At 30.8% G+C, this 23,530-nt stretch carries 22 protein-coding genes and 1 pseudogene; 1 reads left to right on the forward strand and 22 read right to left on the reverse strand.

Annotation, left to right across the window (positions count from 1 at the left end):
• Nucleotides 1-611 precede the first annotated feature (611 nt).
• The 13 genes and pseudogenes from BUB34_RS00860 to BUB34_RS00920 form a co-directional block, all read right to left on the reverse strand.
• Nucleotides 612-1,367, reverse strand: a complete 756-nt coding sequence (locus tag BUB34_RS00860; protein WP_073123362.1) for an LEM-3-like GIY-YIG domain-containing protein — start codon at nucleotides 1,365-1,367, stop codon at nucleotides 612-614.
• Between the two features lie 49 nt (nucleotides 1,368-1,416).
• Nucleotides 1,417-4,701, reverse strand: coding sequence for a type I restriction endonuclease subunit R (locus BUB34_RS00865; protein WP_073123301.1), 3,285 nt, complete (start codon nucleotides 4,699-4,701; stop codon nucleotides 1,417-1,419).
• A 19-nt stretch (nucleotides 4,702-4,720) separates the two neighbouring features.
• The gene (locus BUB34_RS00870) at nucleotides 4,721-5,461 is read right to left on the reverse strand and encodes a Fic family protein (RefSeq protein WP_073123303.1); all 741 of its coding nucleotides are present in this window, start codon (nucleotides 5,459-5,461) and stop codon (nucleotides 4,721-4,723) included.
• A 38-nt stretch (nucleotides 5,462-5,499) separates the two neighbouring features.
• The gene (locus tag BUB34_RS00875; RefSeq protein WP_073123305.1) at nucleotides 5,500-6,771 is read right to left on the reverse strand and encodes a restriction endonuclease subunit S; all 1,272 of its coding nucleotides are present in this window, start codon (nucleotides 6,769-6,771) and stop codon (nucleotides 5,500-5,502) included.
• Nucleotides 6,761-8,290 carry a class I SAM-dependent DNA methyltransferase gene (locus BUB34_RS00880; protein ID WP_073123307.1) on the reverse strand — a complete coding sequence of 510 codons (1,530 nt, stop codon included), beginning with the start codon at nucleotides 8,288-8,290 and terminating at the stop codon, nucleotides 6,761-6,763. The genes BUB34_RS00875 and BUB34_RS00880 overlap by 11 nt, the downstream gene beginning before the upstream one ends.
• 17 nt (nucleotides 8,291-8,307) lie before the next feature.
• Nucleotides 8,308-8,901 carry a helix-turn-helix domain-containing protein gene (locus tag BUB34_RS00885; protein ID WP_073123309.1) on the reverse strand — a complete coding sequence of 198 codons (594 nt, stop codon included), beginning with the start codon at nucleotides 8,899-8,901 and terminating at the stop codon, nucleotides 8,308-8,310.
• Nucleotides 8,902-9,272: 371 nt separating this feature from the next.
• Nucleotides 9,273-11,711 (reverse strand): ABC transporter substrate-binding protein, encoded by a 2,439-nt coding sequence (locus BUB34_RS00890; RefSeq protein ID WP_073123311.1) that lies wholly within the window; start codon nucleotides 11,709-11,711, stop codon nucleotides 9,273-9,275.
• Between the two features lie 313 nt (nucleotides 11,712-12,024).
• Nucleotides 12,025-12,153 (reverse strand): annotated as a pseudogene (locus tag BUB34_RS13930) (acetyltransferase); the annotation flags it as partial.
• 402 nt (nucleotides 12,154-12,555) lie between these two features.
• Nucleotides 12,556-13,119: a hypothetical protein gene (locus BUB34_RS00900; protein ID WP_073123313.1), complete on the reverse strand. Its 564-nt coding sequence runs from the start codon at nucleotides 13,117-13,119 to the stop codon at nucleotides 12,556-12,558.
• Between the two features lie 3 nt (nucleotides 13,120-13,122).
• Entirely contained in the window at nucleotides 13,123-13,938 is an 816-nt protein-coding gene (locus BUB34_RS00905; protein WP_073123315.1) for an ImmA/IrrE family metallo-endopeptidase, read from the reverse strand.
• Nucleotides 13,931-14,275 (reverse strand): helix-turn-helix domain-containing protein, encoded by a 345-nt coding sequence (locus BUB34_RS00910; protein ID WP_073123317.1) that lies wholly within the window; start codon nucleotides 14,273-14,275, stop codon nucleotides 13,931-13,933. The genes BUB34_RS00905 and BUB34_RS00910 overlap by 8 nt, the downstream gene beginning before the upstream one ends.
• A gap of 837 nt (nucleotides 14,276-15,112) precedes the next feature.
• Nucleotides 15,113-15,289, reverse strand: coding sequence for a flagellin (locus BUB34_RS13695; RefSeq protein WP_278276653.1), 177 nt, complete (start codon nucleotides 15,287-15,289; stop codon nucleotides 15,113-15,115).
• 177 nt (nucleotides 15,290-15,466) lie between these two features.
• A complete protein-coding gene (locus BUB34_RS00920) occupies nucleotides 15,467-16,261 on the reverse strand; it encodes an ABC transporter permease (RefSeq protein ID WP_159430038.1) in 795 nt (264 codons plus the stop codon).
• Nucleotides 16,262-16,430: 169 nt separating this feature from the next.
• On the opposite strand from BUB34_RS00920, the gene BUB34_RS00925 reads away from it, so the two are divergent.
• A complete protein-coding gene (locus tag BUB34_RS00925; RefSeq protein WP_084120066.1) occupies nucleotides 16,431-17,195 on the forward strand; it encodes a mobilization protein in 765 nt (254 codons plus the stop codon).
• 605 nt (nucleotides 17,196-17,800) lie between these two features.
• On the opposite strand, the gene arsB is transcribed toward BUB34_RS00925, so the two are convergent.
• The 9 genes from arsB to BUB34_RS00970 form a co-directional block, all read right to left on the reverse strand.
• Nucleotides 17,801-18,841: an ACR3 family arsenite efflux transporter gene (gene arsB / locus BUB34_RS00935; protein ID WP_073123323.1), complete on the reverse strand. Its 1,041-nt coding sequence runs from the start codon at nucleotides 18,839-18,841 to the stop codon at nucleotides 17,801-17,803.
• Nucleotides 18,842-18,843: 2 nt separating this feature from the next.
• On the reverse strand, nucleotides 18,844-19,248 hold the full coding sequence (locus BUB34_RS00940) for an arsenate reductase ArsC (protein WP_073123325.1): 405 nt from the start codon (nucleotides 19,246-19,248) through the stop codon (nucleotides 18,844-18,846).
• A 9-nt stretch (nucleotides 19,249-19,257) separates the two neighbouring features.
• Nucleotides 19,258-20,988, reverse strand: a complete 1,731-nt coding sequence (arsA, locus tag BUB34_RS00945) for an arsenical pump-driving ATPase (RefSeq protein WP_073123327.1) — start codon at nucleotides 20,986-20,988, stop codon at nucleotides 19,258-19,260.
• Nucleotides 20,989-21,000: 12 nt separating this feature from the next.
• Nucleotides 21,001-21,369: an arsenite efflux transporter metallochaperone ArsD gene (arsD, locus tag BUB34_RS00950; protein WP_073123328.1), complete on the reverse strand. Its 369-nt coding sequence runs from the start codon at nucleotides 21,367-21,369 to the stop codon at nucleotides 21,001-21,003.
• Nucleotides 21,370-21,464: 95 nt separating this feature from the next.
• Nucleotides 21,465-21,746, reverse strand: a complete 282-nt coding sequence (locus tag BUB34_RS00955) for an ArsR/SmtB family transcription factor (protein ID WP_073123331.1) — start codon at nucleotides 21,744-21,746, stop codon at nucleotides 21,465-21,467.
• Nucleotides 21,747-21,790: 44 nt separating this feature from the next.
• Nucleotides 21,791-21,934, reverse strand: a complete 144-nt coding sequence (locus BUB34_RS13320) for a hypothetical protein (RefSeq protein WP_200787823.1) — start codon at nucleotides 21,932-21,934, stop codon at nucleotides 21,791-21,793.
• A gap of 84 nt (nucleotides 21,935-22,018) precedes the next feature.
• The gene (locus BUB34_RS00960) at nucleotides 22,019-22,258 is read right to left on the reverse strand and encodes a hypothetical protein (RefSeq protein ID WP_242948793.1); all 240 of its coding nucleotides are present in this window, start codon (nucleotides 22,256-22,258) and stop codon (nucleotides 22,019-22,021) included.
• 148 nt (nucleotides 22,259-22,406) lie between these two features.
• Entirely contained in the window at nucleotides 22,407-22,538 is a 132-nt protein-coding gene (locus BUB34_RS13850) for a type II toxin-antitoxin system mRNA interferase toxin, RelE/StbE family (protein ID WP_285083839.1), read from the reverse strand.
• A 757-nt stretch (nucleotides 22,539-23,295) separates the two neighbouring features.
• Nucleotides 23,296-23,530 (reverse strand): transposase (locus BUB34_RS00970; RefSeq protein ID WP_143153277.1); only part of this gene is annotated, 235 nt, incomplete at its 5' end.

Genomic DNA, 23,530 nt, shown 5'->3' on the forward strand with positions numbered 1-23,530 from the left:
TATTAGATTCTCTACTACAAAATCAGTTTCACTTATTTTGTTGCCTATTTTGTCTACTATCTTCTCTTCGTTATTAACTAATAACGAAATATCCTTTTTTTGTGACTTATATGACTTTTTTTCATAATTATTATCTAAATTTACATGATTTTTTTTGAACCTAAACATAAAGTTTCTCCCATAATTAAATATATTTTTATTTTAGTGCAATATAGATTAGATTACATATAATAACTGGGCGGTAGTCAATTACTATATTGTCCAAATAGTGGCTACATACCAATACCTTAGATATAAAAATTTAAGTTTTTATACTATCCATAAATTTTTAAAACGTTTTCCCATATTTTTTACTACTCCATATAACTTTTGCCATACTTGTAAATATTTATATATCCTCTTGTAATTTACCTGCGTCCCCCCTCTTCAATAGACATGTCCCTTATAAACTAAATCCTCGTTTTATATCGTCCAATTAATATGACTATAATATTATACTGACATCAGCGTATTTACTTTAGGGGTAGTAATATATTATATAATAAACTTTAATTATAAGTAATTTGTATAATTTTAATTTATGGCTTTAAAATTTTGGGTTATATGGTCTACTAAGTTTTTTCAATATACATTATCGGATTTTGATTACCAGATTTAAACAAACTAGATACATTCTTATTTATATATTTATTTCTAATTTCCTCTGGAGCAATATTGCCAACAAATTCATATCTCTTAGCAAATTTTCCTTCAACCTTATCTATTCTATAACTATATGTAGTTCCAGCTGGGAACCATGTTGCAATACTATAAACTTCTACTACAAGTCCGTAATATACTGCAAATGCATATTTCATTGTCTTAGCTCTATTTATATCTACTGCCCATATTCCTCTTGTAACATCATATAATTCATTTACCTTTAAATCATTTCTATAGTTTTGATTTATACGAATTAAAATTACATTTTCATCTATGTCTAGTCTAGATATATGTTCTACAGAATAACGTGCATTCAAATTTGAAACTTCAACCCTTCCATACGTACTTGAATGGTGTCCTCTCTGTTCATTTGTAAGGTTATTTATTCCTATTAAGTCTATAGCTGCTGCCTCAATTTTTAGTGCATTTTCTTCGTCTAAACCATGTGCCAAAATTTCTATTAACGGCTTTTTCCCTTCTTTTTCTAGCTCTTGAATTTTATTTGCCTTTTTATTATTACCTATGTCCTTTAAATGATTAAAAACTCTATTTCCCTTACCCTTTCCTACATAAAAAGGTTCTTTTGTATCTGGATCAGAGTATAAATATACATAGTAACCTATTTTACTTAATGTTTCTTTTGAAAACTCACTTATAAAACGCATATATCCCCCACTTAATACCTTTTCTATAATAACCCTATTCAATATAAATCTAATATTTACTTTCCTCATCAGCAACCATATCATCCACATTTTCCACAGGACTTTTAAATCTATTCTCCATAGCTTTTTCATAAGCAATATTCTCACTCATAAGCTCCGTTTGTCTCATAACTATCTCTAGAGCATGCTTAGCTTTATTTGGTGGATAATCATATTTCTTAAGTAACCTTCTAATCTGATTTCTCATGCCTGCTTGTAAATTAGCCCTCACATTATAATCAACATTAACCTGCCTTCTAATAGTATCTGCTAGTTCCTGAGCAATTTTTTTTAATATTTCATCACTCATAAATTCCCTCACAGTTTCATCATCAGTCAGTGCATCGTAGAAAGCTATCTCATCATCATTAAGTCCCAAGTCATTTTCAAGAGTTCTAGACTCTCTTATTTCATTAGCCATTTTTATTAGTTCTTCAATAACCTCTGCATTAGTAATGGCTTGATTTCTATACTTATTTAAAGACTTCTGAAGTTTAGCAGAAAATTTTTCTGATTTAACTAAATTTTTCTTCTCCATCAACTTTATGTTACCTTCAAGTAACTTTTTCAGCATCTCAACAGCTAAGTTCTTATGCTTTATACTCTTAACTTCCTCTAAGAACTCCTCAGACAAAATGGATACATCTGGTCGGTTTAGATTAAGTGTGTCAAATACATCAATTACATCTTCAGATATTATTGACTTTTCTAATAGTTGATTAAGTCTATCCTCTATCTCTTTTTTAGTTTTCTTTTGCACACCTCTTTCTGATAATTTCATCAAACTAGCCTTAACTGCCTTAAAATAACTTACTTCAATGGCAACTTTTATTCCTTCATCAGTAGCTGCACATAAACTATGTGCCTTCGCTAGTTCAATACAAAGAAGTTTAAATTCTTTTTGACTTTCTTGACTAAGCCCTAATATAAAGTTCATACCTCCAGTTATAGCGCTCATTCTAGCCCTTGGAGACCCACTCATAAAGTCACTATAATCATATCTATGCATTACTTCTCTAAGTAGCTCTAGTTTTTCCATCATAACTGCTACAGCTTGTGATGAATCTATACCCGTATTATTTCTATCCGTTGAAGTGTACTGGTTTAAAGCACTTTTTAGACTTTCCAAAATTCCAATATAGTCAACCACAACTCCACCAGACTTATCTTTGAATACTCTATTAACACGAGCAATTGCCTGCATTAAATTATGACCTTTCATGGGTTTATCAACATACATAGTGTGCATTGAAGGAACATCAAATCCAGTAAGCCACATATCACGAACGATAACAATCTCCAACTCATCCTTATTATCCTTCATACGCCTAGCTAATAAATCACGTCTACTCTTTCCTCCAACATGCTTTTGAATTTCCTCAGGATCAGATGAGCTTCCAGTTATCACAACCTTTATCTTTCCCTTATCCTCATCATCACTATGCCACTTTGGTCTTAGCTTGACTATTTCATCATAGAGATTTACACAAATCTTTCTACTCATACAAACAATCATTGCCTTACCTTTTATTGACTTTGATTTCTCTTCATAGTGGTTGACAATATCTATAGCAAGCTGTTTTATCCTATTAGGAGATCCGACAATAGCCTCCATCTTCGAAAACTTACCCTTCATTTTTTCTTTTTGATGCTCTTCATAACCTTCTGCTAATTCTTCAAATTCTTCATCTATTTTTTCTAACTCTTCGCTATCTGCCTCAAGTTTTATAATTCTATTTTCATAATAAATCTTAACAGTAGCCCCATCATCAACAGCCTGCGTCATATCATAAACATCTATATAATTACCAAATACCATAGGAGTTGACTTATCTTCAAATTCAATCGGAGTACCAGTAAATCCAATGTACGACGCATTCGGAAGTGCATCTCTTAAATACTTAGCATAACCGTACTTAACATCACATCCATCATCAATATCAACAGTCTTAGCATCCAGGCCATACTGACTTCTATGAGCCTCATCGGCCATTACAATTACATTTTTTCTGTCTGTTAAAATCGGCATCTCACCATCTTCTGGCTTGAATTTTTGAATAGTCGTAAATATAATTCCACCAGACTCACGACCATTTAATAAATCAAATAATCCATACTTAACTCTAGAATTATCCTTACAAGCTACATTGGCTAACTTATCTTCTTCAGAAAGCTTTCTTTTGTCCGCCCTTTTAGGTTCTTCTCCAAGTAGATCACTACTCTTTGCAAAAGTAGTATATAGCTGCTCGTCCAAATCATTTCTATCAGTTAAAACAACAATAGTTGGATTATTGAGTTCTTTAATTAAATTTCCTGTATAAAATACCATTGAAAAACTCTTACCAGAACCTTGGGTATGCCAGACAACACCTATTTTTCTATCCCCATTGTCAGATGTAGCTTGACGAGTTTTTTCTATAGCCTTTTTAACAGCAAAATATTGATGATATCCTGCTAGTATTTTTATAGTAACCTGACTTTCCCCTATCTTATTTCCATCTTCATCCCTTACATCCTTAGAATCGTTTTGAAATAAAATGAAGTTTTTTATAATATCAAGTATTCTTTCCTTAGGAAACATCCCACTAAATAAAACATCATACTGTGGAATAGTTAATGGTGCAATCTCAATTCCATCTACAGTTCTCCAGTTCATATATCTTTCAATATTTGATGTTATTGTTCCAACTTTAGCATTTATACCATCACTTAAAACACAAAAAGCATTGTAATTAAATAGGCTAGTTATATTCTTTTTGTAATCCCCTATCTGATTAAATGCCTGTTCAATACCTACATCCTCATCAGTAGCACTTTTTAGCTCAACTACAACTACTGGAATACCATTTATAAATATAACTATATCCGGTCTTCTTTGTTCTTTGCCTACTACAACAAATTGATTTACAGCTAAAAATTCATTATTTTGAGGATTTTCAAAGTCTATAATATATGCTTTCTTAGTTCTTATAGAATCTCCCTCTTTAAAAGACACGTCTATTCCGTTTACCATTAAATTGTGGAAATACCTATTATTCTCCTCAAGGGAAGGTGAATTAAAAGCTATTATTTGTCTATAAGCCTCTGTTATAGCCTCTTGTGGTAAACTCTTGTTTATCCTAAATAAGGAGTTTTTTACTCTTTCTTTTAAAATTACCTCTCTAAAACTCTCCCTCTCTGGAAATTCACTACTTGGCGAGAGTTGTTTTCCATGAATATACTCATACCCCAGTGACCCCAAAATTTCTAGAGAAGCTTCTTCTAATTCATCTTCTTTAAAATCGAATTCACCCATATTTTATCCCCCATTATTATTAATTTATAATTTCACTATATGTCTTATAGTTATATCCACTAAAGTAAATTACACACTTTTCCACTAAAAACTTAATAACCTTATCTGCATTCATAGTTTCATAAAACTCTAGCATTAATGTATTGTATTCTTGCTTGTCCCTAGCTGATATAGATAATACCCCTATATCATTACTTAGAAGAATTAAATTACTCGCTAATCTTGAAGTTCTCTTATTACCATCATAGAAAAATTGACAGTATGACATCCATAGATTTAATATTATTGCTTTTTCCAAAGGGTTATTTATATTATTTATTATATTTATATCATTTTTAAATACATCATTAAGGTTAGATGCATCTATACACTTATAATCCTTAGTTCCTGCTATGCCAATATTCCCATTTCTAAAATCACCCACTATTGACGCTTCATCTTTTGCCACTATATTATGAATTGAACATATCGTATCTTTGTTTATATTTATATCTTCCTTAACACTTAATTCGATCATATAGTCCCAAGATGCTTTAATATTTAATATTTGATTTTGATCGCTTAACTTATGACCCCCTACTGTGATTCCGTCCAATAATGTTTGAACCTCTGGAAAAGTAAATGGGTTATTTTCAAGGTTTCCCATATCATAAACAAATTCACTTATCATTTGCCTTACATAAGTTAGTATGTATCTCTTGTCCCCTCTTGGTATTTGTACTGGAAACTTATATTTGTAATTTGGTATATACGATTTCATTTTTTCACTTCCCTTTGCTTTGAATTTATAATTTTTAATTAATCAATTGGTACTCTTATTTCTCCGCTCATAAGTTTTGGTAGTAAGGTATCTCTTAAATCTGATAAATTTTTATTTGATTTACAATATGAAAATATCTGTTTAAATAAAATTTCTATTATTTGATTGAATTTCATTATTATCTCTTTATTTGGTATTAATATATCTAATGTTTTAACTTGAGCTTGATTTATACCAGGTTGAGCTGAATTAGCATTTAAATTCTTTATACTTTCTGTCATATGGTATTGATCTAGCCATAAATATAAATATTCCTGTGATATAATCTCATTACTTCTAAGTATAAATACATGTGAATTTATGCAACACTTTTCATGTGGAAATTCATCCATAAAAAATGTCTTCCTTCCTAACTGTGCTCCATCTTTGTACAGTAAAACATCTCTTGATTTAACAATACCCTTTTGCATTTTTTCAAAGTATTCATTTGTAACATACTTTTCTTTACTATAATCATATTTCCCAAGACCGATTATATTTTCTGCACCTATACTTGGGATACCATCAGTAAGATTTCCAACTCCACCTTTAGGTCTGTTACCAGCTTCTATTGTATTTAAAACTTTTCCTAAATTAATCACTTCCCATCCCTTAGGAATCATACCAAGTTCACTTTCAATCATCTCTCCGCCACTACTTTTATAAGGTTTACCTTCCTCATTTGGAAATTCAAAATCTACAAACCAATGCTTAAAAATACTTTGTGCCATATCTTCTAGTCTTTTATTTATTTTGTTGTTAACTTCTATCTTGTTATCTAAATCCGATAAAATTTTTGCAATAGCTTTTTGTTCTTCATCGTTTGGAAATGGTAATCTTAATGTTTCTATACTAACTTTATTTATAGATGAAAAAACTGTTCCAGAAACTTTGCTCATAATTAGATTTGTATAATTTTTTAATAAGTAATATAGAAACTCGTTATTTCTATTTTCCATAGATAAACTAGCTAACCCTCTTCCTATGCATAAATCAGTAGTTGCTATATTAACATCTCCTACAGGCGCTCTTACGCTAATTAATACGTCATTTTGCTTGGCATATTTTTTAGGATCCGTACACCAAGTATCTATAGTATGGTACTTATCTCCAAAAGTAGTTCTTCCTTGCATAAAAGGAATACCTTCTCTGTTGTTATTATAAAATTCTGACCTTGGAGATTGCCCCATCGTTATATTCGCTTTATCTTTTAACTCATAAAGTTCCCACTCTTGTGGTATTCTCCCAACTTCAGTTTCCTTAAAACTCATAGCCAATTCCTCCAAGATTCTTCCTAATCTCATCCTCTAGATCTCTTGACTCCTTAAACAACTCATCAAGTTCACTTGTAATTTGTTTCATCTTTTCATCAAATGGAACTCCATCATCTTCTACATCCTCTATACCAACATATCTACCCGGAGTTAATATATAGTCATTTTCCTTTATATCTTCACATTTAGCAACTTTACAGAATCCTTTTATATCTTTATAATTTCCATTTATATTTCTATAATCATGATAAGTATCAGCAATTTTTCTAATATCATCATTTGAAAGTTCTCTATGCTTTCTATCAACCATTTCCCCTAGATTTCTAGCATCTATAAATAGAGTTTCGTTTTCTCTGTTTCTAAACTTTGGATTATTAGATTTATTTCTATTTAATATCCATAGGCATACTGGTATCCCAGTTGAATAGAATAATTTATCCGGAAGTGCTACTATCGCATCTACCAAATCATTATTTATTAAATTAGTTCTTATTACTCCTTCGTTAGAAGTATTTGAACTCAATGAACCATTAGCCAAAACCACTCCTGCACATCCATTAGGTGCTAAGTGATGCACTATATGTTGTAACCATGCATAGTTCGCGTTTCCTTCTGGTGGTACTCCAAATTTCCATCTTATGTCATCTACTAGACTGCTTCCACCCCAGTCCTTTATATTAAACGGTGGATTTGCAAGGATATAATCTGCTTTTAGCATCTTATGTAAATCATTATGGAAAGTATCCGCTTGATGTGGTCCTATGTTTCCATCAAGCCCTCTTATTACTAGGTTCATTCTACATAGTTTCCAAGTTGTAGAGTTTAACTCCTGTCCATATATTGATAAATCTTCTAGTCTCCCTTTGTGTTCCTCTACGAACTTTTCACTTTGTATAAACATACCCCCACTACCACAGGCAGGGTCATATATCCTTCCTCTATATGGCTCGATCATCTCTACTAATGTTTTAACTATACTTGTTGGTGTGTAGAATTCTCCTCCGTTTTTACCTTCCGCACTAGCAAACTTGCCTAAGAAGTATTCATATATTCTTCCTAATAAATCTTTTTCCTCTTTGCTATGAAGCTTTATGGTGGATATTAAATCTACTAATTCTCCAAGCCTTCTTTTATCTAGTTCTGGTCTTGCATATCTTTTGTCTAGAACTCCTACTAAGGTCGGGTTCTCTTTTTCTATTTCTATCATTGCATCATCTATTATCTGCCCTATTTCATTAGATTTTGCATTGTCCCTTATATAATCCCATCTTGATTTTTGAGGTACCCAAAATATATTTTCTTCTGTATATTCATCTATTTCTTCTTCAAAACCTGCTCCCTCTTCTACTAATTCATTGTATTTAGTTTCAAATTTATCTGAAATATATTTTAAGAAAATTAGTCCAAGTACTACGTCTTTATAATCATAACTTGACATACTTCCTCTTAATTTATCTGCTGCTTTCCATAGTGTTTCTTCAAATCCTATGTTTGCGTTAGTTTTAGCTTGTGCCATTATTTTTCCTCCTAAGGTTAATATTCATTGTTTGCAAATACTTCCATGATTTCTTCTTCGAAATCATCCTGTTCTGCCCCTTTGCTTACACAATCAGGTATGATTTTATAATAATGAGATAGTGCCTCTATTGTTTTGTGAAGTACTATCTCATGTGGTACTTTTTCCATAAGTTCAACAATTAATTTATATGTATCTATATATGGATTTTCATCTACTATATCCATACATTCCTTGAATCTTTGGGCCAATCTTGCTTTTTCAATTTTTCTTTCTATAGTGTTCATTTCTTCTTTATCATATATAGGCTTTTTTATAATATCGTTTACTTCGCCTATTGAAAATTCTGATTGTTCTTTGCTTATTATTGGTTTTAAATCTTGTTTTAACTTTTCTTTTTGTATTTCTAGTTTATCTATTTCTGTTAATTCCTTTGAGAAATACTCTCTGTTTATATTAAATAATTCTTCAAGTATCGGTAGATATTTCTTAGGTATATTTTGCTTACCTTTTACCCACATAGTTATGTTTTGCTTGTTTATTCCGAGAATTTCTGCAAGCTTTATGTACTGCATATCATAGAGGTTTAATATAAAGTTTAACCCGTTCAAGTCTTAGCCTCCTACTTTGATTTTTTATCAGTTATGCTAGTTTTTTATTTATTTAGTAAATATAGTTTTATATTACCATTTTTTATTTACTGGGTCAATATTATTTGTAATTGTAAACTAACTCTAAATTCCATGATAATTAAAAATTCGCTTCGCTCATGTCGCTTACGACTTCGTCCGTTGCTCAAAAATTTTTTTTCACTTACAAGATCAGTATATTGAAGTATCTAAGTTGTATAAGTTATTCACAGTTTAAGATTAATTATAATTTCCTTATACGTAAAAAAAGGTACAATAACAATGTACTGTACCTATTTGTAATATCATTTATATTTTTAATTGCCAAGATGTGAAAAATAATTCTTATAGCATTATCTCACTATTATATTATCATAATTTATAAAACCAAGTGAATTTAATCTTAGTCCTAAAATACCCTTTCTATGAGCCACTGCTGCCTTAGGGTGATACAGAGAAATCCAAGGCATGTCGTCTATTATAATTTGCTGAATTTCCCTATAAAGTTGAAGCTTTTTGTTAGGATTTATCAGAGCCTTAGCTTCTTCAAGTTTTTCTATTACTAAAGGATTATTATATCTAGAGAGATTGGCTACATTCGCCGGATTAAATGTCGGTTGAAGGAAGTTATCTGGATCTCCTGAATCTGCTAACCATCTTCCTATACACAAGTCACATTTTTTGATACTTCTTGGATCTAAATACTCTGAAACTGGAACTTTAATAAGTTTACATGAAATTCCTACATCAGTTAAATCCTCGATGATATACTTTGTTATTTTATTAAAAAGTATGTCATCACTAGTATCTCTATATAAAATGTTAATCGTGCTACCCTTAGCTTTATTTTTTCTCAATAATTCCTCTGCAAGTCTAGGATTGTAAGTAATATCAGAAAGATATGAATTATCTATAATAGAAGGTGGAATTGGTCCCTTAGCTTCCTCACCCATTCCTCCAAGAAGTTCACTTATTATTCTCTTTTTATTTATAGCTAAATTTAGAGCTTTTCTTAATTGGGCATTAGATGCAAATATTGATTTTGATTCCAAATTAAATCCAGCATAATAAGTTCCCATTAGTATATTTGTATTTATACACAAATTGTCCTTATTTTTTATTTTATCCATATCTTCTTTATTGCTTATAATAGCAAAGTCATACTCTTTATCTATTATACGCTGTGCAAGTTTTTCCTTACCAAACTTGACAACTATTTTGTCTATATAAGATGCTCCATTAAAATAATCTTTAAAGGAAGTTAAAACACATCCCTTTTCATCCTTTTCTTCCAAAATAAATGCTCCACAACCTACTATATTTCCTTTTTCTAATTCATCCTTATCCATAATAGCACAAAAGCTCTGTGCAAGATTTAAAAGGAATCCACTATATGGCTTAGACAATTTTATAGAAATACTGTACTTATCTAAAACTTCTATACCACTTACAGAAGAAGAAAAACCGTTTCTAAATCCTTCTGCTCCCTGAATATCTTCTAGTACCCAACTATTCGGGGATTTAAGTTTGGGACTAAGTAATCTTTCATAGCAGTATTTAACATCCTCTGCTGATATCTCCTTGCCATTGTGGAATTTGGCACCCTTGCGCAAATTAAATACCCACGTAAGATTGTCCTCTTTTACATACCAACTCTTAGCAATTCCAGGTAAAATATCCCCAGATTCACCTATAATAAAGATTCCTGAGTGCAAGTTAGAAAATAAATCTACTAGTTCAGAATCATAGAATACAGCTGGATCATAATTATTTGGACATGATCCTATGCAGGTTCTAAGTACTGTGTCTTTTTTACTTTCTGCATCTATGCTATCTAAAAGATCCTTAGTAGTTACCTTTAAATCCTCTGCAATTTTATATAATGATTTAAGTGAAGTCTTAGTGTACTGTGTATTTAAAGAAGCAGTCTCTACTGAAAACGTTAAATTTTCAAATGTTCTATTCATATCATCAGTAGATGTCATTATCTTTTCAAGACTTTCAGTTTGTGTAGAAACCGCTGTAGCAATTTCCTCTGTCACATTGTTGCTTTCATTTATTGCTCCCGTTATCCTTTTAAAAACTGCTAGTGTGTTATTAGATATATCAGAACCATTTTTTACTCTTTCTATAGTCTCATCCATAGCTACTGTGGTATCTTGTATACTTTCATTAATTTCACTTATAGTATCTGATATATAAGAAACAAATTCCATACTTCTTTGGGCTAGTCTCTTAACCTCTGAAGCTACAACAGCAAAACCTTTTCCAGCCTCCCCTGCTCTTGCAGCCTCAATAGCTGCATTTAGTGCTAAAAGATTGGTATTATCAGCAATTTCTTTTATACCGTCCAACATCTTATGTATATCAGCAGCTTTGGTACTAAGAGTATTTACCACAGATTTTGAATAGTTAACAGATTTCTCGATATCTACCATAGCCTCTATTGATTCAGATACTGCTTCGCTTCCTTCCTCTGCTACTTTTAAAGTTTGAGAGTAAATATCCTTTGAGCTGTCTGTACTTGCAGAAACTTCCTCTGCAAAACTAGAATATGTATCAATTTCTTCTACGACCTTGTTTATAGAATTAAGTTGCACTTCTATGTACTGTGAAATACTATTGATTGTTAGTATTAGATTCTCTACTACAAAATCAGTTTCACTTATTTTGTTGCCTATTTTGTCTACTATCTTCTCTTCGTTATTAACTAATAACGAAATGTCCTTTTTTTGTGACTTTTTTTCATAATTGTTATCTAAGTTTACATTACTTTTTTTGAACCCAAACATAAATCTTCCCCCATAATTAGATGTATTTTTGTTTTAGCGCAATATAAATTAGATTACATGTAATAACTAAGCGATAGCCATCTATCATACTATATCCCCCAGAAAATCAAACTCTAACTTGTATTATTTAGTTTTCTAATAAAATCACGCCTGACAATTTTAAGGTCTTATCAATAATACTCTTAAATGGTAATTAGAAATCTAATACAGTAATATCCCTTATTTACTGTATCTATGTTTCATGCCATTCAATTAAGAGTACCTATAATATTATACTGACATCAGTGTATTTACTTTAGGGGGTAGTATATATAATATTAAAAGGATAGGTTGTGATTCCATCCATTCTGTGATTAGCAAAGTTCATAATAAATTTTACTCCCTCTGCTATTGCACAGAATTTACCTATTATAAGTTTATTCCCTAAAAATTCGTAATGATGCTCTTCTGGTCCAATCGTAAACATTCACTTCTCTAGTTTTTTTAATACACACAAACATATAGTTTCAATCTATTCGTAGATTAGCTGGCCAATATTACCACATTTCTCTGTAAATCACTTAGCTCCTCAGGTCCTATTCTTATTCCATATTGTTCTGATTTGTCAATTGGAAGTTTATATTCATTTACATTTATATTCATTATCTCATTTTTAAAATAAAAAAATTTCCTATCTAAAACTTCAAATGATAATTTTTCGAAATAAATATAATTTCCTATGCATTATAAAAACCCTCAAAATTATATTTTGAAGGCTCTAATATTTGCAATTCATTTTATTTTAATAATTAATTCAATACATGTATTTACTTTATAAATTACTCAATTATTATTTTTATTTTAATTAAAGGGGCCATATTTCTTTATCAAACCATTCAGTAGACTTTCCGGATAATTTCCATAAAGCTTTAGCTTCTTTACGTATTAATCCTTCAAGTTTACCATCACGAACCATTTCAATAATATCTACAATTCTAATACAATATATATTGTCTATTCCAGTATTAAGTTTCTCATCAATAATTGTCTGAAGGTCTTTTTCATCCGTGCCAAAATAAGTAATGGATTTTGCTTTTGCCATTGCTAAAGACGATACCTCTCCTGCATTCTTTTTAGGTTTGTTAGGGTTAATCATAACACTCGCTAAACTTTCAAAGGCCGCATCATATACCTTCTTTTCGATACTACCTAATCGATATTCATCGATTAGTTCTAAAGCGCCACATTTAATCAAAGTATCAACTTGTTCCTTAGCACTTGCCGGCATCATTATTTCATCATAAACCGACTTATGTATATAGATTTTTTCTGCTATAGATGGGAATAGTTTTTCTATATATCTATATTTAGAACTAGCACCTATTTTAATGCAAATGTCTACATCTATAATCATTTGTTTTAGTTTCATAGTCTATTCCTCCATTATTGCATCTAACTCTTCGTCAGTTGGAGGTATATAAGTTTCTTCATATTTAATTCCCATATCTTCCAAGTTAAGTCCTGCAAGCTCTAGAAGGTATTCTAATTTTTCCTTGGTAATCTTTTTTTCTTCATATAGTTCCATAGATCTATCTACTAAGTTACTTAAGCCTATTTTATTATTTCTCGTTGGAATCGATAATCCTAATCTATTTCTCCAAATTTCAACTTCTACATTGGATAATTCTATTAGCTCGTTATATCTTTTCTGATTAATTAGCTTAAGTTCATATAATCGTTTCACCATTGTTTTGTATGGTACAGTAAATAAATTAGATAATACAAAAATTTCTTTAATGTCTATTTTGTTTTTATCTACATTATAAGTTCTCATTTCTTGTAAAAGTAATTCTTCATTAATTAAAAACTCAGCTGCAAACCGATTTGCCTTTAATTCATTTTCTGATATTTTAACCGAATTTTCAATTTCTTCAACATTTGTTTTTAATATTACTTCTCCTTCATCGTAAAACCACAAATGATATAATTCATGGGCTGCAGCAAATACTTGTTTATCATATGGAATTGCAGTATTTATCCATACAAATGATTTTCCTTTTATTTTTTCAGAAAATCCCCAAACCTCTTCATCCTCAATAGGATAATATAACACTTTATTCTCTAATTCTAGTATATTAAATATTTGTCCACCTATTACATCATTCAGCTTAGAATACTCATTTAATTTTTTGCGTGCTTTGGCTTTAATTTCATCAATTGTTTTACTATCCAATTTATTATTAGACATTTGCATATTCCTCTAACATTATAATCTCATCAATAATAGTTTTCAGTATCTCTATTTTTTCTTTTGTTTTTTCATTTTCTACTTTACCCATAAATGAAAAATTATGCTTCTCGGGTTCTTCTTCCTTCACATCTAATAATCTTTCCACTGATACTTCTAATATAGACGCAATTTTATAAACTTCAGAAACATTAATTGCTTTTGCTCCCACAACAATTTTACTCATTACCTGTTTTGAAATATTAAGAGTATCAGCTAAATATTGTTGTGTTATTCCTTTTTCACGTAAAACATCTTGTATATTATTTCCCACTTGTTGAAATATATTATTAGTCATAGCACTTCCTCCCTTACTAAGGATTATTTAAATCATTTCCTAATATAATAATATGATTCTATTTTTATTTTGTCAACATCGCGTTGACTTTATTCTCAATTATCCTTTATTATTATTGACTAATTATATTTTTTATCCAAAGATATTATGTCCACTATTATTAATCAATATTTCTGTTACGTATTTTTTGAAACCTGAATTTTTGAATTATTTACCATGTTTATATAACTAAATAATAGTAGTTTAAATTTTTTTGTGTATTTTCCATTCACTTTATACATGTCCTTCCCAATACCACTTTATTATAATTTGCTCGATTAAATCTGTATATTATACTAACACCAAAAATCAATTTAAACTCTCACAATTTTAGAAACTTAAATTATATAGCTATTTTTTAATCCCATTGACCAATCTTATCAAAAACTAGAAAAAAATCTCCGCATTTTGGACATATAATTTTATCTTTTGTTTTCATATACATTTCATCATAACATTCTAGTTTACTATTGCAGGAACTACAGAGATTTCCAAAGATATGTGAGCTTTGTTATGTGTCTAGTATTGTTATAATCGTCTTCACTTTAATACTTTTTTCATCATAACAGTTAGTACATTTAGTTAGCATATTTTCAATTAAATAGGAAACTCTTCCTCATAACCGCAATTAGAACATTGTGCTTTATATAGTGTCCCCATATTTTCTCCTTTCCATAAGTTATAGAGTTTATTATATATTAACAATACTTGTAATATGTTACTATGATAACAAATGTAATACCGTTTCATTATTATAATTTGCATGCGCGAACATAGCTTGTACAACTTCTCGAAGAATCATAAGCTAACTCTTTCTGTCATTTCCACAGCCATATCGCTATCTTTGATTAAACTTTCAGCAGATTGGAGATTCTCAGATGTATTATCTATATTGCTCATTACGTATTCCAATCGGTTTTGATATGCGCCTATATTTGCTCTCTGAACAGACTCACTATTATCGCAGCCTTGCAAGCAAAATATAGTAAATACCTATAATATTTTTTTATTTATTTCCTTATATGGATTTTATACAATAAAGTTTGTCGCCTATATTTTCATTTTATATATAATTATCATCGTATATATGAAAATATTAAAAGCACCCCTAATAAAAGAAGTGCTCTAAAATATTTTTAATAAACGATTTTCTTATCTACCACTCTCAGATCTTATCGCTTCAATTATATTACGATTCTTAAGGCGAGAAGCTGCGCACCTTGTAGTTACCCATGTTATCATAAATACTGCTAATGTACATAATAGTATCGCTAACCACGGCAACTTATATGATATTGGAAACGTTTTTCTAATTGGTAAATTAATTAAATAGGTCAACAAAATTGCTATTGGAAGTCCAATTAATACTGCCTTTAATGAGCATAAAACACTTTCTAAATTCAGCATACGTTGTAGACCCTCAGGAGTCATTCCTACACTCTGCAAAACTGCAAATTCACGAGAACGCATAAGCACATTTGTTGACATTGTACTTATTACATTTGTAAGTCCAATTAACATAAGTAGTACGACAAAACCATACATAAATATCAACACAATTACAATTGCTATGTTCATTACTTTCATATAATCATTAATTTTATAGACACGAGTATTAAAACCAGCTTCCATATAACTCGCACCCTCATCATTTGGAAAGATTTCGTCCATAATATTATTTGAATAATCGATAAAACCTTCTATATTAGAAGGGTCTGAAAACCATGTGTAACCACGCACATCTGCTTCTGGTAAAATCACTCGAACATCATTTGAATTTGGAGCAAAAAGTTCTTCTGGTATTTCCTCTTTAGTCAAAATACCTTGTACCTCTATTTCACTTGTAGAACCATCACCCTTGATTAATTTTAATGAGTTTCCGCCTAGGGAAAATGGAGTAATTTCTTCTTTATTTCCATTATTATTATAGTTGTAATGGTTTATCAAAATATTTGAGCCAGATGAATTATGTAAAGAAAATAAGCTTTCAGTCATTGATAAATACTATGAAGCTTACAAGAGAAAATATAAAACTGCTGGTAAATCTTGGTACGAATATGACCAAAACAAGAAAGGAAATTCTTGGAAGTCTAAACTGCAATTTGATATAGATAGAATGATTAATAAGTCTAAATCTTGGGAAGAGTTTTTAGAAAATATGAAGTCTATTGATTATGAAATTAAGTTTGGTAAACACATTGCTTTTCGTCATAAAGATAAGCAAAGATTTACAAGAGCGAAGACTATCGGAGAAGATTATACTGAGGAAAAACTCAAAGAAAGAATAGATTTAGCTATTAAAAACAAAGCTAATCCTATTAAAAAGCGTGTAGGAAACGTCATTGATATATCTACTAATAAAAAAGCTCAATCCTCAAAAGGTTATGAAGTTTGGGCTAGAAAACACAATATCAAAACAATGGCTGACTCGATAATTAAGCTTAGAGAGCAAGGAATTAATTCAATTACTCAACTCGATGAGCTAATTAAAAAATCTGCCGGTGATAGACAAGACTTATTAGATAAAATAAAGAAAATTGAAACTGAAATGAAGAGTTTATCCCAAGATATGGAGAATATAAATACTATAAATAAGTATCGTGAAATCTACAAATACCACAAGAAAAATCCTGAAGATAAGCAATTTGCAGAAGAATATTATAGTGAGCTTTCAGTCTATAAAATAGCCGCTAAAGAAATCTTAGAAAATTATAATAAGCTACCAAATACAAAAGAAATACTATCCAAGCTCGATAAATTGCAAGAAAAAAAGAACACCCTTATGCAAGAGTATTCTTTAAATAAAGAACAATTTTCTTACCTTGTTCAGTATAGGAAAAACTATGAAAATTATTATGGAAAAGAAGTGGAGAGAACTTAATAAACCCTTAGAATATTTTCTATTCAATTCATTGAGCCGTTCCATACCTGGAATTTGATCTTGAATAAAATTCCACATCTATAACCTCCTTAAATTTAAGATTCTTAATTTTCTAAAAATCAGTCTATTATATTGTTAGCACTATTATATTGTTAGCAATATTTACTAAAAATAACATAACCGGTACTTCAGTAAGAACACTTACAATGCAAGCAGGGCCACCCTTTGTAAGAGTCGACCACGCAAAAACCATAGCGATACATGGCGCAACTCCGAGCAAAACAGCCCACGCTAAATAATTATTTGCCAAATCATTAGGAGCGTTTGTTCTCTTCTTTTGGTATTCCGTGCAAAACCTACCATCCACTAGATTAAGGCATCCTGGATAAGAGCAGGATCGCTTTGGCTTTCTTGGCAATCCTTCCACCTCCTAATGGGCATAAGAAAAGCCCCGAAGGTTTCCCTCCAAGGCTTATATTATATTTCTTGCTAATTATATAGTACCACAGACTATATGTGGACATTATATGACATTTAGAGTATTCATGATCTAGCATTTTATAAATTAAAACTACTTAGTTGTTGTTAGCAGTTTTAACTCATATTCAATGATTAAATTTATTTTCCATAGAGTTTGCAATCTTTACCAAGGCTAACATAACAGGAACCTCAACCAGAACACCTACTACAGTTGTTAACGTAGCTCCTGATGATAACCCAAATAGAGAAATAGCAACTGCAACGGACAGCTCAAAAAAGTTAGATGCACCAATCATGGCACAAGGAGCTGCAATTGAATATGGTAGCTTTGCTAAATATGCCATAAAAAATGTTATTGCAAATATAAATAAAGTTTGAATTATCAAAGGAATTGCAATAAGGATAATATTTAGTGGTTGATCCAATATCTTCTGTCCTTGGAATGAAAATATTATAATCAACGTCAATAATAATCCCATCATAGTATATTTATCAAATGCAGGGATGAAAGTTTTATTTAGGTAGCCCTCCCCTTTATTTTTAATAATTATACTTCTAGTTATCATGCTTAAAATAAGAGGAACAACAATAAATAATACAATGGATAATAAAAGTGTTCCCCATGGAATATTTATACTTCCAACCTTTAGTAAGAAACTTACAATTGGTATATATGCAAGCAAAATAATTAGGTCGTTACTAGCTACCTGCACTAAGGTATAAGCACTGTCACCTCTTGTTAACTTGCTCCATACAAATACCATTGCGGTACATGGTGCAGCTCCAAGTAAAACCGCCCCAGCTAAATACTCTGATGCCAATTCCTTATTTATAAATCCTTTATAAATAATAAAGAAAAATAAGGAGGCGATTAAATACATGGTAAGCGGCTTAATTACCCAATTTACAAACCATGTAATAAATAGGCCTTTAGGATTTTTCCCTATGTCTTTTATACTCTTAAAATCAATTTTCAACATCATTGGATAAATCATTATCCAAAGTAAAATTGTTGTTGGTATAGACACATTATAGAACTCAAAATTTCCTAGCCAATCTGGAATAGCAGGAAAATAGTTCCCAATAACTATGCCTATTACCATACAAATTAACACCCAAAAAGTCAGGTTTTTCTCAAAAAAACCAATCCCATCTGTTTTCTTCATCCCTAAATTTCCTCAACTTCCTCAATTAATTTATTAACCTTACTTTCGATTTCCTTAATAGTTTTTATAAACTCTTCATCATTTTTTCCAGTAGGATCATCAAGTCCCCAATCATCTTTTTTAACAGTGTAAGGAAGAATTGGACAAATGACATTACACCCCATTGTAATTAGGTAATCAACTTCAGGAATATCATCTAGAAGTTTTGGCTTTTGAGTCTCTTCCATATCAATTGCATACATTTCTTTGACAAGCCTTACTGCGTCCTGATTAATTTGATCCTTTAATTCTGTCCCTGCAGAATACGCCTCTATAGAATCTCCAGCGAATTTTTTTGTCAGTGCTTCAGCGATTTGACTTCTGCATGAATTGTGAACACAGACAAAGGCAACTTTAGTTTTCTTCATTTTTACCTCCTATATCTGATAAAGTTTATCACCAGAAAGGTCTTCTTTTGTCCATTCAATGACGGCTAGTTTTCCTGAAGTGTGATCTAATATTTTGTTAATCCACTTAACTTCTTCATTGGCTTTAGCAGATAACATCTTGTTCTTAGGGTTTGCTTTATACAAGGATGAATTAACAATCCACCAATTTGTATGAATTGATGCCCTTTTTAAATCTTCTTCTAAGCGATATGCCTCATAAAATGGGGTAGCCTCAGCCAAGCTAACGATTAATACTTCTGTTTCTTCTCCTCTTAATCTAGGCAACAAGTTTTTTACAGATTCAGGTATCTGTCCTTGTGTTCTCTGAACTTCTTTATGATAACTTAAAGTTGAGTCTAAAAGTAACAAGGTATGACCAGTAGGAGCAGTATCTATTACCACTATTTCATCGTCTGCTTTTTCCACGAGCTCGGCAAAAGCTCTAAATACAGCTATTTCCTGTGTACATGGTGATCTCAAATCTTCTTCAATGTAAGCTATATCATCATCGCTCATTGTTTTTCTTGCATTTTCAAGTACTTCATCTTGATATTTTTTCAATTCTTCTTTTTCATCAATATGACTCATAGACATTCCACTTGAACTATCTATAATAAATTTTAAATGGTCAGCGGGATCTGTTGTAGCTAGGTGTACCTTTTTACCAAGTTTGCTTAGCTTAAGAGCAACAGAAGCTGCAATAGTAGTCTTACCTACACCGCCCTTGCCCATAGTAAAGATTACTTTTCTATTATTCTTTACAAGATCACTAACAACATCATCTAAATTAAAGAGTTTACCTTTTACTTCCACTTTTTGTTCGTTTATTTGATCTTTCTTAAGAAGATTTCTTATAGATTCAATTCCAGTAATGTTATATGACCTCAAGGCAATTGTATAGGTATCAAACTCAGTTAACATATCTGGCATATTTTCAAGTGCTAACTTTTGTTTGTTAAATATACTTTTAGATAAGTCATCATCATAATTTTCTAAGACACCATTAATAACTAATATTTGATTTTTTACTCCAATCTCAGACAACTCCTTTGATGCTCTGGCTACCTCATTAAGGGGTGTTTTATCAGGCCTTGTAACTAACACTAGGGTTGTAAAACTCTCATCTGCTAAATTTTCAACTGCCTGTTTATAGGTTTCTTTTTTAGCCTCTAATCCTGATAACTGTCCTAAACAAGATGCTCCATGTGTACTTTCACTTATAAAATTAGTCCAAGCAGAAGGAAGCTGTAACATTCTAAGGGTATGACCTGTAGGAGCTGTATCAAATATAATATGGTCATAGTCTGTATTGAGCTTAGGATTTGTAATGAAATTAGAAAACTCATTAAAGGCAGCAATCTCTACTGTGCAAGATCCAGATAGCTGTTCTTCCATATTCTCAATAACAGAATCAGGCAATTTACCCCTAAAAGGTGCTACTACACTTTCTTTGTAGTTATGTGCAGCTTCTAGTGGATCTAGGTTGATTACTTCTAAATTATTTACTCCTTTAACCGGCTTTGCTTCACCGTCTAATTCTGTTGCAAAAACATCTTGAAGATTTGAAGCAGGGTCTGTACTAATAAGTAGTACTTTCTTTCCTTCGTCTGCTAAAGTCACTGCTGTTGCACAAGCTGCAGATGTTTTGCCAACACCTCCCTTGCCTGTGAAAAATAGATATTTAGTTAATTTGATATTATTAAGATTAAATTCTTTCATAATAAATCCCCCTTAGCAACAAGAGCTGTTACCTCCACAGCATCCTTGATTTTGATTACTATCTTTAAAATAATCTTTAGAGATTTGTAAAAGCTCCATTATTTCTTCATTCTTTGGATATCTGCCTTCTATAACTATCTCGTCGTCCACAAGGATTAATGGCAGCCTATCAGTTCCATTTTTATCCAAAGCTTCTTTTACCACGTCATTATTGACAAATGCCATTGGTTCACTTGATAAATTGTATCTTTCAATAGTGATACCATTTTTCTTCAAGATATTAATTACTCTTGAAATACGTACGAGTTCAGGATCTACATTAACTCCGCAGACACCTGTATCACAACACATAGCTGGTTCATAAATTGACATTCTTTTCATTTTTTACACCCTCTCTTTACTTTTTTGAATTAATTTTATTAATACATCAATATTTTTGATATGAAAAGCCTTTTTTTAGTTACCCTCAAGGGTAACTAATTTCTTGCTGTGGATTCTAAAAACATCTGTATTATTTTTTGTCTTCCTTGTTCAGATATAGTGTAGTAAACCCACTTGCCTTCTTGTCTTGCTGTAACAATTCCTGACTCTACCAATATTTTCATATGGTATGACAAGCCTGATTGTGTTAAATGCAGTGCTTCTAGTAAAACACAGGCACATTCTTCACCATTTTTTAATAAATCTAATATCTCTAGGCGAATCGGCACTGAAAAGGCTTTAAATATATTTGCAGTTTTTACTAAATCTCTGTTCATAAAAATACCTCACATCAAATTTTCTTGATATATTTATTGTATCACTAATTATTTTTTTTACAAGTCTTATTTCGTGATATATCGAAAATTCTTATGGATAATCTTGTCATCTTATATATTAGTGCAGCCTGTAATTTGGTGGTATCTCCACCAATTTCAACAGTTATCCCTTTTATTCTATTTGCCAATATCTCACCTCCTTAATTTTAGGCATCAAAAAAGCACCTACAAATTAGTAAGCGCTGTAAACATTATTCAATATTAGTATAAAATCAATTTTCATTTAGTCGTTTATATTTTAAAATAGATACAGAGTTAACAGCTATAGACAATATAACTAGAACCCATAATGCTTTGCTCATTGTAGGCATAATGTCCACAAGACCTCCCCAGTCTTCTTTAATTACACGGCTATCTCCATCAAAATATAATGCGCATACTGTCAGAGCTGTTAAAGATAAGCTCAAAAATCTATATATTTCTGCATATTTATTTTTTATTGCCGTTATCATATTTAATAGTGCAAATACAATGGCACCTATCCCAAAAATTAACCATATAAATCCATCCTTACGTTTTTTAATGTATTGTTATTACTTAAATAAATCAGAGTGTGAGGTAGTTCTTACTAGAGATAATACTAAAACCTCTTCTATATTTTCATATATCAACAAAAAAATCGAGCTCTATATGACATTCACTAGACCCTTTGTAATTTCCGGCTAATGAATGGTCTCTATATTTTTTATCAAAAGTTTCATCTTTTGCTAATTTCTCAATAATATCAAACAAATTTTCAATATCTTTCCCTCTCCAACTTCTATATCAATATCCTGATATCTATCGCTAAACTTCATAATGGTATGCCTCTCACCAATTCTAACTTATATTATCTTATACCCCATCCATACCGTTAAGCAATTTTCAGACTCTTGTTATTGAATCTAAAAACAATAAACATATTGATTTCAAGCCTTTCAGAATGTCTAACAGACTATTACCTTGTCATCAATACTAGAGCCTCAGCCGTAGCTTTCACCAATCGAAGCTCGTTATTCACTCGCTTCTCTTTGGGAAAACCTGGCATGAGACCTACCTCTGCTTCGCATAGATTAGCTTTGCTAATTGCGTGATAGCAGGGTTAGGGCTTCAACGTGGCTTGAGTGGTCAGTATGCATAAATTTTAATATTTTAAGTAAGCGTCGTATGTGAGAATATATCCATAAGTATATTTCTTATGTTTTAAATTATCTCTAAATCTAAATTTCCTTATAATATATAATTATTATTTGTATAAATAAAATACCATAAATATAGTAGACAAGATTTATCGAAATTTATTTATTATTTTTGGTTTTGCTATTACATAGTCTTTTGAGTGTTATTCAAATAAAACTTCTTTTTTCTTATCCAGTTTTTCTATTCGCATAATTTACCTGCCATATCACAGGTAAGAAAATAACGGCTCTTTGTCAAATAACGTTGATGAAGTCAATATTTAATTTTTAAAGGCAGCATCTAATACAGTTTTCATGTATAGATGCTGTTTTTAAATTACTTGTATTTTTTCTCTTAGTAATACTCTTAATCTTAAATTTTTAAAACTTCTAAATCCAAAGGATACTCTTTTGAGTACTTTAATGGTATTATTCTTACCCTCAACTCTAGCATTTGTATATTTTGTAATTAGTGCATTTAATACGTACTGTTTTTTATCCTTCAAAGATTTAAGGCTTGTTCTAAAGCATGAAGGACAGTCTTTTAAATCCTTTGATAGCATTTCT

Origin of the sequence: Asaccharospora irregularis DSM 2635, assembly GCF_900129815.1 — a bacterium.
Classification (GTDB): domain Bacteria; phylum Bacillota; class Clostridia; order Peptostreptococcales; family Peptostreptococcaceae; genus Asaccharospora; species Asaccharospora irregularis.